This is a genomic window from Fictibacillus solisalsi, assembly GCF_900103485.1.
Lineage (GTDB): Bacteria > Bacillota > Bacilli > Bacillales > Fictibacillaceae > Fictibacillus_C > Fictibacillus_C solisalsi.
The window spans coordinates 2328905-2345360 of sequence record NZ_FNHW01000001.1; the positions used below are offsets into that span (position 1 = coordinate 2328905).

Sequence of the window (16456 nt, forward strand, 5' to 3'; positions counted from 1 at the left end):
CGGCACCGCCGAAGACTCTGATTCTCCCCTTATGAAACTCGTTTTTCCTTAGAAACAATCTTTCTCATCGCCTCAGCAACCGCTTCGACGTCTGTACCGACCACAACCTGGACATCAGTCGAACTCAATTTGAGCACAGCCTTAGCGCCTGCCTTTTTCAAATCCGGCTCATTGACTTTTCCAACATCGTTCAGCTTCATACGAAGCCGTGTTACGCAGTTGTCGAGCACGTCAATATTATCTGTTCCGCCGAGTGCCGCAATATAACGGGCAGCAATGCCATCATATTTGTCAGTGCCTTCTTCACTGTCAGATGCTCCTGCACTCGCGTCTTCCACAATGTTTTCATTCTCATCTTCACGTCCAGGGGTTTTAATATTGAGCTTCATAATCATCACGTAGAAGACCACATAATAGATTACCGCATAGACGAGCCCAATCGGAACAAGAAGCCATGGCCGCTGGGCAATTTTCAGGTTCAGGAAGAAATCCAGCGCCCCTGCCGAGAACGTGAAACCCTGGTGAATATCAAACATAACCGCAACGGCCATGGAGATGGCTGTTAATAAGGCATGAATCCCGTATAACAGCGGTGAAAGAAACATGAACGAGAACTCAATCGGTTCAGTAATTCCTGTTAAGAAAGAGGTAAACGCCAATCCGCCGAGCATCCCGGCAACGGCTTTTCGCTTTTCCTTTTTCGCCGCCATGATCATCGCCAAACACGCTGCCGGCAATCCGAACATCATAACAGGGAAGAATCCGGACATATAAAATCCTGCAGAAGGGTCCCCGGCAAAGAAACGGCTTAAGTCGCCATGTGCCCCTTTAAAGTCACCGAAGATGAACCAAAGGAAGTTATTGAGAATATGATGCAGCCCCAGCGGAATAAGCAAACGGTTAAGGAATCCGAATACGGCAGCACCAAATGCACCTGCGTCAACGACCCATTGGCCGACCGCATTGATGCCATCCTGGATCGGAGGCCATACATATCCAAAGATTCCGGCAAGAATAATCATGCTTGCCGCTGTGACAATCGGGACAAACCGCCTGCCGGCAAAAAAGCCGAGATAATCTGGCAGCTTTACATTATGAAACCTGTTATAAAGGAGTCCGGCGACGATACCCGAGAGAATCCCGCCGAGCACACCCATGTTAATATCTTTATCAATGGCTTGTGTCCCGCTTGTCAAAACAAAGTAACCAATAGCTCCTGCCAGGGCGGCAGCTCCGTTTCCATCCTTTGAAAATCCGATTGCCACCCCGATGGCAAAGATGATCGCCAAGTTGGCAAACACTGCGTTTCCTGCGGCGGCCATAAACGGGATGTTCCAAATATCCTCTGAACCTAACCGAAGCAATAGACCGGCAGCCGGCAATACGGCAATCGGCAGCATGAGCGCCCGGCCAATTCGTTGTAAAAACCCTAACATAACAGGTCCCCCCTAATTTTCAAGAATAATAGGTTTTAGCGTTTCTTTTCCTGCAATGCCTGTTTCAGCATTCCTTTATGTTTTTTCAGAAGATCCTTTGCCTCCTGTGGAGAACACCCCGTGAGCACCTGCAAAATGGCGGCCTTGGCGTAGCCATCATGATCGGAGAGAGCCTGCTCCGCCTCTTGGTGCGTACAGCCGGTCGCTTCCATGACAATGTTTTTAGCCCTCTGAATGAGCTTTTTGTTGGAAGGCTGAACATCTACCATAAGGTTGCTGTACACTTTTCCTATTCCGATCATCGATGCCGTGCTGATCATATTCAGGACGAGCTTTTGCGCGGTTCCTGCTTTCATCCGGGTGGATCCCGTCACCACTTCAGGGCCAACAACAGCGGCAATTGTGTGCTGCGCTACCTTGCTCATCTCAGAATCTTGCGAGCAAACCAGAGCAACGCTCACTGCCCCCACCTCATTGGCGCACTTCAGTGCACCAATCGCATATGGTGTTCTTCCGCTCGCTGCAATGGCAACCACCACATCATTCTTGGTAAGCTGAAGGTTTAAGAGATCATTTTTGCCGGCTTCTATATCATCCTCTGCCCCTTCCACCGCGGTATGAATCGCCTGGTCCCCGCCAGCAATGATGCCAATGACCATTTCTGAAGGTGTACCGTACGTTGGCGGACATTCGGATGCGTCCAAAATGCCGAGACGCCCGCTCGTTCCCGCTCCTGTATAGATGAGACGCCCTTCTTTACGGAAGGCAGCCACAACCTGCTCCACAACCGAAGCAATTTCCGGCAATACTTTTTCAATCGCTTCCGGAACCTTTTTGTCTTCCGTATTGATTTTTCTTACCACTTCTAGACTTGTGACTTCATCAATGTCCAGTGTATTTTGATTACGTTTTTCCGTTGTTAAATGATTGATTTTCATGGAATTTCCTTTCACTGCACTAAAAATTTTTGTCCGGGGCCGATGTGGGCAAGCAGCTTCAGCTCCTCTTCTCTCACACGGCCGAGCACGTTCACTCGTTCATCAGCTGGTAAATCCCGCTTCGTGATTTGCAGCTCACCGGCGTATCGCCCATACCGTTCATTGTCGATGGTGATGCTTCCTGCCGGCCGCGGTTTTGGCGGAATCTGCGGTGACACTTTGAGTCCGTTTGCTTCAGCATAGGACCTTGACTCCACTGATCGAATCACATCCCGTGCCACATCCTGGCGATTGGTATGCACCTTCGCCATATGCTCTTCATCCAACCCGCTTGTTCTGAGTGTAATCACGCCACCCTGCCAGTCCGACAACCGCTTAAGTACCGAATCAGTCGCTTCCACATCACCGATGACAATGTGATCCGTAAAAAAGCGGTTCAATTCCACAGCGGCCACAAACGGATCTTCTGTCCGATGTTTTTCAAGAGTTGGGAGCCCTTCATAGACAGGTCCCCTCAATGTTTTGTCCCCTGGCACAAAGGCTACTGTCGTTAATCCCCGTTTCTTTAAAAAGCGGTTTTTTTCCATTAAAAAAGACGACGCAATACCAGTGTTTTGCCGGGGGTAGAAGTTATGCCAGGCTTCCACATTCTCACTCTTTAACCCTCTAGCTTTCCATGCGCTCACCATGTCTGCATCAATCGTGCTCGCATTTAATCCAACCTTTAAGGTTTGCGACAAAGCCACGATCTCTTCATCAGAAAATCCATAATCGGCGCGGAGTCCGGTGATGTTCCAATCTCTTAACTCATCCACCCTGTTCATGCTGATAGCAAGGTTCTGTAATGAATGCGGACCAGCATCCGCCATGATTTCCATGCCGGCTTTTCCGGCCGCTTTTCCCAAAAGAATGAGCCTCTCCCGTAAAAGAGAGGCATCTTCTTCTGGAATATGAAGCGAGGTGAAGATTTTAGAGAAACCATAGGAGCCGGCTTTTTCGATCCACTGGGAGTACTTTTCCGGGTCACTGCCCAGATACACTGAGATGCCTAGCATGTCTGCCACTCCTTAAATACAATAGTTTTAAATATCCTTCGCCATGGACTCTTTAAAGCCAAAGAGCCATGTGAAAAGGAATCCGAAAATGTAAGCCAATAAAAGTCCGGCAATGTATAGAACAATCTGGTTCGTTTCTTTAATCAGGAACGCCAGTGGCAGTCCAGAAACACCGATGGCAATCGTACCAACTTTAAAGAACGCCTGGAACGCTCCCCCAACCGCTGCGCCAAGACAAGCGGTTAAAAACGGACGCCCGAGTGGAAGAGTTACCCCGAAGATCAGCGGTTCACCGATACCAAGAATACCAACCGGCAATCCGCCTTTGATGACACGCTTCAGCTTGGCGTTTTTTGTTTTAAAGTAAATCGCGAACGCCGCGCCAACCTGCCCTGCTCCACCCATTGCAAGGATTGGAAGCAGCGGATCTGATTTGATGCTATTCAAAAGCTCCATATGAACCGGCGTCAAGCCTTGGTGAAGCCCTGTAACAACAAGCGGCAGGAACGTTCCGGCCAATACGATTCCGGCAAAAATGCCACCCATATCAAGGATGTTCAAGAGACCTTTCGTAATCAGGTCAGAGATGAATCCTCCAACCGGCTGAAGAACGAATATGGTCGCGATTCCAGTAGCCAGCAAAGCAAGAGTAGGAGTTACAATGATATCAATTGCAGCTGGTACGAAACGGCGGATCCGTTTTTCACTCCAAGCGATAAAAAAGGCAGCAAGCATAACACCGATCAGACCGCCTCGTCCTGGAACGAGCTTTTCACCAAACAGTGTAATGTTGGCAAGCGCCGGGTTGATCAGCATAATACCGGCGACACCACCGAGAGCAGGTGTGCCCCCAAATTCCTTGGCCGTGTTTATTCCCACAAAGATGGCCAGATATCCAAAGAGACCCCAACCGATCATATCGATCATCTGCATGATGGCAAGGTCTTTTGGAACACCGCTGCGCAGAAGAACGTTTGAAATACCTGCGATCAGACCGGAGCCCACGATGGCCGGAATAAGCGGAATAAAAATGCTGGCAATTTTGCGAAGAAACAGCTTAAACGGTGTAGCATTCTTTCTGTTAATGGCATCTTTCGTCGTTTTGGCAAGATCGTCCTCACCGTCCTCATCAAGAGCAGAAGCGGTAAGCCCCGTGGTGCGGGTCATCTCATCGGCCACCCGGTTGACCGTTCCGGGTCCAACGATGATCTGAAGGGTTTCATCCCCCACAACGCCCATAACACCTTCAATGTTCTTGATTCCAGCCAGATCGACCTTGGATTCATCCTTTGGCATCACGCGAAGGCGTGTCATACAGTACGTTAAGCTGTGTATATTGTCGGCGCCACCCAGCTTTTCCGTAATTTCCTGTGCCATTCGTTGTTCTTTCTTCATTTGACTTATCCCCCTTATTAAGAAAAGCGTAAGCGTCCCGTTTAAGCCCGACAAGCGCTGGAACTCTTACACAGCAACACTGATTTTGTGTTGAGGAGTAAGAGTGAAGCGACCAATGACGAAATGGAAGTTAATTTCGTTCTTCGAGGACTTGGACGCTGAAGCTAGATCTCACAACTGCGCTATCCCCGCTGCATATCGATGATGAATTTGTAACGGTCACCCCTGTAAATGGATTGAACGAGCTCCAGTGGCCGTCCGTCCTTCAGGTAGGTGTACCGGCGGATGAGCAGAACCGGAGTTCCTTTTGCAATTCGGAGCACTTCGCTCTCGGTTTCCCGTGCGACCGAGGCTTCGAGCTCCTGTGTGGCATAATCGATGTTCAACCCCAGTTCTTCTTCCACAAACTGATAAAGCGATCCTTGTACGATTCTTTGGTTCAGCCCTTTGACCAGATCGGCGGCGAGATACGTCGTCTCGAGCGCCATCGGAATGTTATCGGCCAGCCTCACTCTTTGGATTTCATAAATCTCATCTCCCGGATGAATGCCCAATCCTGCTGCAATCTTTCCCTGGGCCTGACTGATCTGAAAATCGATCAGCTTGGTCGAAGGCTTAAGCCCCCTTGCCTTCATGTCTTCTGTAAAACTCGTCAGGCCGAGCTTTTGTTCTATTTTCTGGTTGGCAACAAACGTGCCTTTCCCCTTTCGGCGGGTCAAATAGCCGTCATTGACAAGATTGGTAATGGCCTGCCTGACGGTCATCCGGCTGATGCCATAGGTTTCGGCATATTCCCGCTCGGACGGGATCATTTCCCCTTCCTGCAGTTCCCCTTTTTCAATTCGTCCCTTGATGGCTTCCTCGATTTGATAGTAGATCGGCAGAGGCGAATATTTATCAATCATGTTCTTCATCACTTCCCTAACGAGTTTACCAGTTTCAACGCTTGCGAATCTGCAATAATTGTCACACGATCATGCATGTTCAGCGCAGATGCCGGCACCGATTCAGTTACTTCTCCCCGCAAAAGATGAAACAGCGCCTCCTGCTTCCGTTCTCCGGATGCGAGCAGCAGAATTTCCTTGCTCTTTAGAATCGTGGCAATTCCCATCGTAATGGCCTGTGTCGGCTGTTTGGACGGATCCTTAAAATATTTTGCATTCGCTTCCAGCGTTGAAGGAGTTAAATCGACCACATGCGTAGAGGTGGAAAACAGGGTACCCGGCTCATTAAACCCGATATGACCGTTCTCTCCAATCCCCAGCAGCTGCAGGTCAACGCCTCCTATACTTTCAATGAGCATGTCATAACGCAGGCATTCCTGAAGCAGCTCCGGTGCCGCTCCGTTTGGAATGTTTGTCTGCTCAAGCGGCAGATTCACCGGGTGAAACAGATGCTCACACATATAGGCGTGATAGCTTTCCTGATCATCCGGCGTCAGTCCTACATACTCATCCAGGTTATACGTATGAACATGGTCGTAACTCGTTTCGTTTTCCTTGTGATCCTTCACCAGCTCCTGGTAGGTGCCGAGCGGTGTACCGCCCGTCGCCAAGCCCAGTGTCACTTTCTCCGATCCTTTAATCTTTTTCAAAATGAAATCGGCAGATGCTCTGCTCATTTCCTCGTAGTTGGCTACCTCGATAATGTTCATGTTACTTCTCCTCCTTCCGGTGATATGAGAGTTTTCCACGGCAGAAAGTGAAGATAACATCTTTTTCCTCATTCAGCACAACTACATCCGCATCTTTTCCAGCTGACAGACTGCCTTTCCGGTCATACACCCCAAGCTCCTTCGCCTGGTTGACCGCAGTCATCTGAATCACCTCTTCAGTGGAACAGTTTGTGAAATCCTGCATGTTCCGTACCGCGTCTTTCATTTTTAAAATACTGCCTGCGAGCGTGCCATCCGCAAGGGTTGCTTGGTTTCCGTTGACCGTCACGTCCTGTCCGCCAAGTGTATACGAGCCATTTCCCATACACTTTGCCCGCATCGCATCGGTGATCAGCACCACTCGGTCTGCGCCTTTATTCCGGTACGCAAATTTCACCATTTCCGGTCGGGAATGAATGCCGTCGACGATGATTTCTGTAGTAATCGCATCATGCAGCATTACACCTCCTGCCACACCCGGCTCCCTGTGGTGCAGCCCCCGCATGCCGTTGTACAGATGGGTTGCGTGGGTAACGCCTGACTCAATGCTTTTCACGACTTCTTCATACACAGCATCAGAGTGGCCAATCGATGCCACAACTCCTGTCTTCTTCAAATAAGAAGAAAGCTCGTAGCCGCCTGGTTCCTCCGGTGCCAGAGTAACCAGTTTAATATGGTTGCCCGAAAGCTCCTGCCATTCCTGAAATTGCTTCACATCCGGATTCCTGATATGGTCAAGAGGCTGTGCTCCCGCCCGCTTCGGCGAGATGAACGGCCCTTCCAGATGAAGTCCAAGAATCTCGGCTTCGCCGGGAGGATTGCTGCCCTCCATGTAGGTGTTGACCGTCTGCAAAGCGCTTTCAATCTCAGGTACAGCCTGTGTCATGGTTGTCGCCAGAAAGCTCGTCGTTCCTTCCTCAGGCAGAATTTCCGCCATTGTTTTCAGCGCGTCCATCGTCCCGTCCATCACATCGGCTCCTGCAGCACCATGAATATGCAGGTCAATCATACCTGGCACAACCGTGTCGCTCTCCGAAAGCTTTAGAACCTCATACGCTTCCAATTGAAGGGCATCCACTCCTTCTCCTACCTCTTTGATCTCTTGGTCTTCCATGACGAGGTACCCATTTTTTATAGATCCTTTTTCTGTAAAAACGGTTCCGCCATAAATCAATAATGGTTTCATACTCCACTCACCATCCTTATTATCTCTATGCACAGGGTACCACGCTTATAACTAGTTGTCTATACCAGTCGAACTATTTTAATTACTCAAAAAACGGTACTTATTTCCTCATTTGTAGAGAAGATAGTTCTTTCTAACCTTTTTGAACAGTTCAAGCTCTACTTTCCACTTTGCTTTGATCTTCACAAGCGGAGTTCCTTTTTCAATTTCTTCGCGAACCCAGCCATTGCCGATCAGATTATCAAAATAGGAAATGCCCTGGCTGTTCTCAGCTCTGAACTGAAAATCCTTCGGATACATGTCATGAATCGTTTTAACGATGGCCAGTCCTGTGTCTACGGAGTTATAGGAATTATAATCGGTCACATGAATCTGAACGCCGTTACACAGTTGATTGGCAAACTTGGAGAACGTTGGCGTAAATGAGTTGGAGCGGAAAATAACACCCGGCAGCTTCAAATCATTCAGTGCTTTTGCCAGATCATCGCCATCAATAAACGGTGCTCCGATGGTTTCAAACGGACGAGTCGTTCCTCTTCCTTCTGATACGTTCGTTCCTTCAATCAAACCGGCTCCCGGATAAACAAACGCTGTATCCACGGTCGGCATATTTGGTGATGGCAGAACCCATTGCAGCGGTGTTTCATGGTACGTCTTCCAACGGTGCCATCCTTTCATTTTCACCACTTTTAAATCCGCGTTAATCTTGAATTCTTTGTTAAACAGCTTTGCAAGCTCACCTACTGTCATTCCGTGGCGAAGAGGAATCGGGTAAAGTCCTACGAATGTAGCATATTTCGGTTCAAGAATCGGCCCTTCTACCTTTTCTCCACCTAGCGGATTCGGACGGTCGAGCACGACAAATTCAATGTTGTTTTCCTTTGCTGCTTCCATTGCATACGCCATCGTATAAATGTACGTATAGAAGCGTGTCCCCACATCCTGAATATCAAACACGAGAACATCAATGTCCTTGAGCATTTCAGGTGTTGGTTTTTTGGTCGGTCCGTAAAGGCTGTATACCGGAAGATTCGTCTTCTTATCAATGTAAAACTCGACATAAGAGCCGGCCTGTTCGCTTCCCCGCACCCCATGCTCCGGTCCATACAATGCTTTCAGTTCAAAATCTTTGCTTTTGTACATGGAATCCACGATGCTGTTCAGCTTGCCGTCCACACCAGTCGGATTTGTGATGAGGCCAACCCGCTTTCCTTTTAAAATATTATTTTTACCGTTCAGCAGCACATCCACCCCAGTTTTAAAATTCTGTGGTGAATTTTTCTGCTGTGTGTCATTCTTTGCCATCGCGGACGACAGCAAAGAAATGACCAGGACAAACAGTATCCCTGCACTTAACCACTTTTTCAACATCATTCACCCCTTAATAAGATAATCCGTGTCCAAATGGGTAGAGCACCTCTTTGTTGCTGTCATAAATTGTTACCGGAAGCTTTCCAGCCGGCTGGTTCAGCCCAAAAATGGTATCCACGCTCGCGGCAAAGCTGGCAGTTTTGAAGTTATATTGTGCAAGGTACGCATCCACATTCGGATAAGCCATAATGTCGTACGGATTACGAGTTCCGATGCCAATGACCGGCGCAGTGCTTTCATTGATCACTTGATTCACCAGCTTCATTTGTGCGCTTTCCGGAGATCGGGCCGATACCGTTGATGTATAAGTTCCCACGATCACTGCTTTAGCATTCTTCACAAGCTGAAGCTGCGCCGATGTCAGGGATGGGCCTGCTGATTTGATCATCACGCTGTTCGGATACACCCGTTTGACCTGGGAAGCCAGATCTTCCACGTACGTATTGCCGATAACCACCACTTGTCCGTTGTCTTCGTTCGCAAGCGGAAGTGCATTTCCGTCATTTTTTACAAGTGTGATGGATTTGTTGGCCGCTTCTTTTTCAAGAGCTTTATGTTCTGGAGAGCCAACGACCTTTTCTGCATTTTCAATCAGCTGGTCAATATCCTGCAGACGTTCCTGCTTGAAGATGGAGCGCTTTACTTTTAAGGTCAACAAACGCTCAACGGATTGATTCAAACGTTCCTGAGTGATTTCTCCTTTGTTAACCGCGTCGTAAAGTCCATTTGCCACACTTTCAAGACCTACCGGCATGAGGACGATGTCAGTTCCCGCATTTACCGCACGGATGGCTGCATCCACCGCTCCAAAGTGATCGGCAATTGCCTGCATATTGAGAGCGTCAGTTGTAATAACTCCTTTAAAGCCCATGTCATCTCTCATCAGTTCGGTCAGTACTTTATGGGAAAGAGTCGCCGGAATGGCAATAACACTGCCGTCTTTTTTTGAGATGGCTGTTCCCGGCTCAATTTTCGGGAACGTAACATGAGCTGTCATAACAGCGTCGATTCCTGCATTCATTGCTTGCTGGAACGGATAAAGCTCCACTTCCTTCAAGCGATCCAGATCATACGGGACTTCAGGCAGTCCGAGGTGGGAATCTACCGCGGTATCCCCATGACCCGGGAAATGTTTGGCTGAACCGGCAGTGTTTGTGGATTGGAGACCTTTAATGTACGCAATTCCGAGTTCTGATACGAGCTTAGGATCCTCACCAAAAGAGCGGGTACCAATAACCGGATTGTCCGGGTTGTTGTTTACATCCAGAGAGGGAGCGAGGTTAAAGTTAATTCCGAGTGCACTCAACTCCTCACCGATCGCTTTCCCGACTTTTTCAGAAAGATCGGCAGAGCGTGTTGCACCAAGTGCCATGTTTCCAGGAAAATCGGTTCCGCTTTGCAGACGGGTCACGATCCCGCCTTCCTGATCAATAGAGATCAGCAGACCTTGCTTTTGGGCGGCTGCCTGATAATCGGCCACGAGCTTGGTCGTCTGATCGGTTGTCACGACATTCTCACGGAAAAGAATCACGCCGCCAAGATGATATTTTTTCACAAGTGCTTTAATTTCCGGTGTTAACTCGGTAACATTTTTTCCATTGAAGGTTCTGAAGTCTGGCATCAGCATTTGGCCGACTTTCTCTTCCATCGTCATCTTGTTGATGGCTTGAGGAATCACATCATATTTCTTGCCTTTTTGCTTTTGAATGGTCGATTGGCCATGCTTCACTTTGATGGCAATCCGGTCTGTGATTTTGCCATCCGTTGTGTAAATGAATGTTTTGCCGTTGTGATCATTCAACGTAACGAGACCATTACGGTCGACTGTGGCTACATTTTTGTTTGAAGACCACCAGGTTCTTGCTTTCGTTTCCATGAAGTATCCTTCTTTATACACGTGAAGTGCATGAAGCTGGATTTTGTTATCTTGCACGAGCGGCTGGGCCTGTGGAATGTTTCCACTGATAATCAGCGATTTCACCCCATTGGTGCCCTTGGATGCCGCTTGAGCGGAACGGGCTTCCGATCCGAAGAACACGGAAACCGCGAGCATACAGATCAAGGCATAAAGCACTAGACTTTTTTTCTTTTTCACAAAAATCCTCCTTTAGAATTTATTGGAACGTTAACCTCATTCTGGAGGAATTTGTCGTATCCTTTCGAACAGAACAAAAACGGAGCAATAGGCCCAGTAAGAATTTCTGACTATAGTTCTAGTTGTCTATACCAGTTATCGTATATGTCGAATTTCATAGTAAAATTCTCCCGGCATGAAAACAAGCCATGGAATTCTCCATAGCTTGTTGGTCGCTTTATTGCATTGGCGGATTGTGTGGAAACTGGGACATATACCCTGTAAATTGCTGGGCCGCCTGCTGCAGCTTTTGAGACTGTTCCGGTGACAGGGAGTACCAGCCTTTTTGGAACATGAGCGTATAAAGTTCCCGCTGCACGTTTTTCGTCTCATCAAAGATCGAATGAATTTCCTGATACAGCGCATCATGGCTCGCTTCGTTCATTGCCGTGGAATATGAAGCTGTCATGTACTTTTCGTAGGACAGGATATCATTAAGGAAATCGCGATCGTTCATCTGGGGTGTTTTCGGTACCTGTGACTCTGGGTTTTGAATTTTGTTTTGATTATTGTTCATGGGTTCTCCCCTCCTATTGATTCATCTGTTGGCTTCCGCCGGACTGGAGTTTTTGAAGAAGCTGCTGATAGTGCTTTTCATGCATGTGACAGGCCTTCTCAAGTGCTGCGCTCACCTGTTGGTCCTGGCACTGGCTCGCGGCAAAGTGTGCCTTTTTGAATCCAAGCAAATTCCATGAAAGCATGTCGGTCAGATAGTTAAAATCTTTTCCTGTGATGACGTTTGGGGGCTGCTGAAATATAGGCTGCTGTTGCTGGTTTTGTCCTGGGCTTGGTGGTTGCTGCTGTTGCATAATTACTCCTCCTTTATTCCTTGATTTACCATGTTAGCATTCCAACTTTCCAAAAAACTATGCTTGGACACTAGAAATTTTAGAAGGTATTATTAGAAAGATAAGCGTTCACCATACACTAGTTCATGAAGCTTCTGGCAACAACCATTTGAAAACTAAAAATAATTTCAAAAAAGGACTTGCTTTTAGTAAGGCTTGTATTATATAATTTTTCTTGTCAGCAACACATCGTGGGGGCTTAGCTCAGCTGGGAGAGCGTTTGGCTGGCAGCCAAAAGGTCAGCGGTTCGATCCCGCTAGTCTCCACCAAATACATCATTTCAACCATCTCACTGCGTGAGATGGTTTTTTATTGCACATTACATAATTTGACAAAAATTGGAATCTCTTGATTAAGAGATTGGGTTTTATTTTATACTGCCTTACTTCTTACGTTATTAGCACCTTTGAATTAAAACATTACACTTCATTGTTATGAGAATTCTATTAAAGTATAGTTTAGTCTATTAATTGTTCAGAAAGTATCAGAATAATTGGGGTATATGATGCTGTTTGTTTTTTAATTCCATCTCCAAACAGGATCCATAATAAAAAGCACTGCACACCGCAGTGCTCTTCATATTTAATGAAAAAGAAATATCAAACCCTTTTTATTATTTATCTATATTGGGTACCTTTAAGGCCATTAGTTCTGGATCGGTTCGGGATTCAGCTGTTGGTATAAAGTGATGATTTCGTGCACGTCAGCTACATGAACAAACGTAACTGAACTATTTTGAATCTCCTGCACTTTCCGGGAAATCTCCTGCTTGATTGCTTCCTTATCTTTAACCATACTAACTCCCCCTTTACATAATCTTAAACTTCTTAATCATGTATTTCGTCATGGTATGACGATAATCCTTCTTATTTCAAACAAATTGTCAGAATTAATTATTTACAGAGAAACACCCTTATGACAATTTTCTCATAAGGGTGTTTCTTTTTAATGGACTTTGCCTGCCAATCGAAAGGTAATCTCAGCAAAAGTGGCAGCATTATTCTACTAAAAAGGGAATAATCAGCCGTCTGTGCGCACACAAAAACACCCTTTAGGAAATGATTTTCCAACGGGTGTTTCAGTAGTTCAATTTCTCAATGGTTACGCATACTTCTTCATATCTTCTACTGCTACCGACGTTTCCTTCTCCACTTTTAAAAAGTGAGCAAGAACGAACCCAATTAAGTAAAGACCCGCTAAAGCCCAAACGAACCCCTTGGTACCAAATGCTGTGAACAGTACTCCCGCTAGTGCTGGTCCGATAAATTGACTTAGACCCGCTGAAAGATTATGAATAGACATTGCTGCTCCTCGGTTCTCAGGATCAATAGCAGCAAAAATGGAAGACATTTGAGCGAAAGCCCCTAATACTGCTCCGAAGAAACCGGATACACAAACCATTAGCCAAAAGTTGTCACCAAATGTAATTGGTACATAATAAAACAAGAGGCATGACAGAGCTACACCAATACAACCAAAATATTGCACCACTTTGTTCCACGCCATTTTATTCGCCACAAATCCCCAAATCAGGTTAAAAATAATATTTACCATGTACATTGCAGACCAGATCTGCAGCCATTCAGATGTGGTAAAGCCTACTTCCTTGCTCGTTAAAAACAACGGCATGGCTACAACAAATCCATAAACTGCGAGCTGGTTAATGATTCGCACCACAGAGGCAATTGCAATTTTAGGATTCGTAAACAGTATTGTAATTCCCTTTTTGATTGTATCTCCTGTTTCTTTTTCTTCGCCTTGCTGCTTATCAATATTCCCTTTCGTAAATAAAACACCAATAACACCGCCTACTATTACAAATGCCAAACCTAACCATAGAGAGCCATTATAACCGATGCTTGGAATGGTATAACTTGGCAAGTAGGAACCAAAGACTCCAAGTCCTAATGAATGGGCAAACCAGAACCAGCCCATTGCACTTGGCAGCTTTCTGTAAGGAGTTGCATAGGCGATCCATACTACAAAGGAGTATGCGAAAAGTGGAAATCCAAATCCACGCAATCCATACATTACCCTCATCATAGTCAAGCTCTCAGGTACTGTGCCCAGTGAAATGAAACCAATATGAAAGATCACCCATATGATTAAGCCCGCTAACATTGTTTTACGCGGACCCCAAATATCTGCAAAAAGTGCAGCCAGCCAAGAGGCAATGGCTACCGTAATCCCATAAATGGTAAATACGGATGCTGATTGTGACGGAGAAAATCCCATATCAACAATTTGCTTGGATAAAAAAGCTTGTTCAATTCCATCTCCTGTCATAAAGATTATGATCGCCACAAATCCCCAAATAAGTGCTTTCGGCATTCCAAATAACGTTTTTGGTTCCTGAACAGACAAAGCGCTTACATTTTTCACAGTAACCCCTCCTATTTTCTTACTCTTTAAATAGCCATGATCACCAACTGCAATACCCAACTTTTAAAATCTAAAAAAACAAATGGAATTGTAATCTTTTACAAAATTCCACGTAACCGGTTACATATGAGGGGAAAAAATTTTCCGCTTCATAACATGGAATTTTTTTAAATTGATGTTTGTATATTAGCACAGGATTTTTAAAGAGGCAACCGGTTACGTAAATATATTTTTTATTAGCATTTCGTATTATCCTATAAATTTAAAATACATTGATACAGCTACCATTATGGTTTGTATTGACATGTCATCAACTCAAATGATAAGGTTTTCGTAACCGGTTACGTAAAAATAAACTTGGAGGCTGCAAACTAATGGCTTTAATTGGACCTTCTTTGATGTGTGCTGATATGGGAATTTTAAAAGAAACTGTCATTCGTCTTGATGAGGCAGGAGTAGATTTTTTCCACCTTGATGTGATGGATGGAAGCTTTGTTCCGAACTTTACATTGGGACCTGATTTAATCAAAAGCATTCGTTCCTATACATCCAAACCTTTTGATGTTCATTTGATGGTGAAGCATCCCGAGAATCACCTGGATCTTTTTGCAGAAGCGGGTGCAGACATGATTTCTGTTCATGCTGAGGCCACAGAACATTTACAGAGAACACTGCAAAGCATACGAAAAAAAGGCTTAAAGGCTGGAATCGCACTTAATCCTTCCACTCCTATTGCTCACTTGCGATATGTTTTGGATACGGTAGACTACATTACTCTGATGACTGTAAATCCAGGCTTCGCCGGACAAAAGTTTATCCCTCTCATGTATCAGAAAGTAAAAGATTTAAAAGATTTAATAGATGGAAATGGATATAAAATCGACATTCAAGTTGATGGAAATATAGGATATGAAACCATCCCTGGTGTATTAGAAAACGGAGCAACTATGCTGGTATGCGGTACCTCCTCTTTATTCAGGCCTGAGCTAACCTTTGAAGAAGCAGTAGAGAGATTAAATCATTTTATCCGACAGTTCGAAGCAGAACAGCTTCACGTCAAACTTTGAGGTGAGAAAATGGGGGAAATAACCGTAGTTGGAAGTATTAATATTGATATTGTAGCGTATACGAATAAATACCCAAATCATGGAGACACCAATTTTGGGGAAAGAATGACGACACTCCCTGGTGGCAAAGGGGCCAATCAAGCCGTCGCCAGTGCAGTACTTGGTAAAACAGTCAACATGATTGGTTCAATTGGCAAAGACCTATATGGAGACAATATCCTTCAGTCATTGAATAATAAAGGAGTTAATACAACCCACATTAAACGAATAGATACGAGCTCAACAGGTTGTGCTATTATTACCGTTGACCAAGGGGCAGAAAATACAATGCTCGTTGTAAAAGGGGCAAATGACGAACTGAGCAAAGAAGATATCAAACTGGCATTTAACACCATTACAGACAGCAAGGTTCTTCTTGTACAAATGGAAGTTTCAGAAGAATCTGTAATAGAAGCGTTGATACAAGGTAAGAACAAAGGGATGTTTGTCATATTGGATCCTGCACCAGCTGATGGCATTACCAAACATGCTCTTCAGTATGCGGATCTTATTGTTCCGAATAAACAAGAAACAAAAGAACTGACTGGAATTGATGTTCTTGATCTCCCATCAGCACAACAAGCAGCAAACATTTTTCATCAAATGGGCATCAAAAATTCCATCATAAAAATGGGCTCTCAAGGTTCCTTTATTTTTATAAATGGCACAACAAGCTATATTGAACCTATTACTGTAAACGCGGTAGATACAGTTGGAGCTGGAGATACATTTGCCGGTGCCTTGGCATTCGCTATAGCAGATGGAGCGGACATTCAGGAAGCAGTACAGTTCGCAAATATAGTTGCGGCTTTAAAAGTAACTCGACAAGGGGCACAATCGATCCCAACTTTAGATGAAGTAAATGAGTTTTGTAAGCAAAAAGGGCTCTCTCACTATATTCAAGAAATGGCAAAAGCGTAAATCTGTCTAAACTAAAAGAGACTCAAATTA

At 45.5% G+C, this 16456-nt stretch carries 15 protein-coding genes and 1 tRNA gene; 3 read left to right on the forward strand and 13 right to left on the reverse strand.

The window, feature by feature from the left end:
* Nucleotides 1–29: 29 nt before the first annotated feature.
* From nagE to BLT53_RS11990, 11 genes are all read right to left on the reverse strand, one after another.
* Nucleotides 30–1436, reverse strand: coding sequence for an N-acetylglucosamine-specific PTS transporter subunit IIBC (gene nagE, locus BLT53_RS11940; protein WP_090235129.1), 1407 nt, complete (start codon nt 1434–1436; stop codon nt 30–32).
* 35 nt (nt 1437–1471) lie between these two features.
* On the reverse strand, nt 1472–2374 hold the full coding sequence (gene murQ / locus BLT53_RS11945) for an N-acetylmuramic acid 6-phosphate etherase (RefSeq protein ID WP_090235131.1): 903 nt from the start codon (nt 2372–2374) through the stop codon (nt 1472–1474).
* Between the two features lie 11 nt (nt 2375–2385).
* Nucleotides 2386–3429: a DUF871 domain-containing protein gene (locus BLT53_RS11950; RefSeq protein WP_090235132.1), complete on the reverse strand. Its 1044-nt coding sequence runs from the start codon at nt 3427–3429 to the stop codon at nt 2386–2388.
* Nucleotides 3430–3456: 27 nt separating this feature from the next.
* Complete coding sequence (locus BLT53_RS11955) at nt 3457–4824, reverse strand: PTS transporter subunit EIIC (protein WP_090235134.1); 1368 nt, start codon at nt 4822–4824, stop codon at nt 3457–3459.
* 182 nt (nt 4825–5006) lie between these two features.
* Entirely contained in the window at nt 5007–5729 is a 723-nt protein-coding gene (locus tag BLT53_RS11960) for a GntR family transcriptional regulator (RefSeq protein WP_090236849.1), read from the reverse strand.
* Nucleotides 5730–5737: 8 nt separating this feature from the next.
* Nucleotides 5738–6478 (reverse strand): glucosamine-6-phosphate deaminase, encoded by a 741-nt coding sequence (nagB, locus tag BLT53_RS11965; protein WP_090235135.1) that lies wholly within the window; start codon nt 6476–6478, stop codon nt 5738–5740.
* A 1-nt stretch (nt 6479) separates the two neighbouring features.
* A complete protein-coding gene (nagA, locus tag BLT53_RS11970) occupies nt 6480–7664 on the reverse strand; it encodes an N-acetylglucosamine-6-phosphate deacetylase (RefSeq protein ID WP_090235136.1) in 1185 nt (394 codons plus the stop codon).
* Between the two features lie 108 nt (nt 7665–7772).
* Nucleotides 7773–9035, reverse strand: coding sequence for an exo-beta-N-acetylmuramidase NamZ family protein (locus BLT53_RS11975; protein ID WP_090235138.1), 1263 nt, complete (start codon nt 9033–9035; stop codon nt 7773–7775).
* 10 nt (nt 9036–9045) lie between these two features.
* On the reverse strand, nt 9046–11088 hold the full coding sequence (locus BLT53_RS11980; protein WP_090236851.1) for a glycoside hydrolase family 3 protein: 2043 nt from the start codon (nt 11086–11088) through the stop codon (nt 9046–9048).
* Nucleotides 11089–11347: 259 nt separating this feature from the next.
* A complete protein-coding gene (locus BLT53_RS11985; protein WP_090235139.1) occupies nt 11348–11686 on the reverse strand; it encodes a spore coat protein in 339 nt (112 codons plus the stop codon).
* 13 nt (nt 11687–11699) lie between these two features.
* Nucleotides 11700–11978: a hypothetical protein gene (locus BLT53_RS11990; RefSeq protein ID WP_090235140.1), complete on the reverse strand. Its 279-nt coding sequence runs from the start codon at nt 11976–11978 to the stop codon at nt 11700–11702.
* A 232-nt stretch (nt 11979–12210) separates the two neighbouring features.
* Here BLT53_RS11990 and BLT53_RS11995 point away from each other — a divergent pair.
* Nucleotides 12211–12286 (forward strand) — tRNA-Ala (locus BLT53_RS11995).
* 376 nt (nt 12287–12662) lie between these two features.
* Here BLT53_RS11995 and BLT53_RS25060 read toward each other — a convergent pair.
* Together BLT53_RS25060 and BLT53_RS12000 are read right to left on the reverse strand one after the other, a co-directional pair.
* Nucleotides 12663–12812 (reverse strand): hypothetical protein, encoded by a 150-nt coding sequence (locus tag BLT53_RS25060; RefSeq protein WP_170834326.1) that lies wholly within the window; start codon nt 12810–12812, stop codon nt 12663–12665.
* A gap of 306 nt (nt 12813–13118) precedes the next feature.
* On the reverse strand, nt 13119–14399 hold the full coding sequence (locus BLT53_RS12000) for an MFS transporter (RefSeq protein WP_244520399.1): 1281 nt from the start codon (nt 14397–14399) through the stop codon (nt 13119–13121).
* A gap of 374 nt (nt 14400–14773) precedes the next feature.
* Between BLT53_RS12000 and rpe the strand changes: the two genes are divergently transcribed.
* Nucleotides 14774–15466, forward strand: coding sequence for a ribulose-phosphate 3-epimerase (gene rpe, locus BLT53_RS12005; RefSeq protein WP_090235142.1), 693 nt, complete (start codon nt 14774–14776; stop codon nt 15464–15466).
* Between the two features lie 9 nt (nt 15467–15475).
* The gene (rbsK, locus tag BLT53_RS12010; protein ID WP_090235143.1) at nt 15476–16426 is read left to right on the forward strand and encodes a ribokinase; all 951 of its coding nucleotides are present in this window, start codon (nt 15476–15478) and stop codon (nt 16424–16426) included.
* Nucleotides 16427–16456 lie beyond the last annotated feature (30 nt).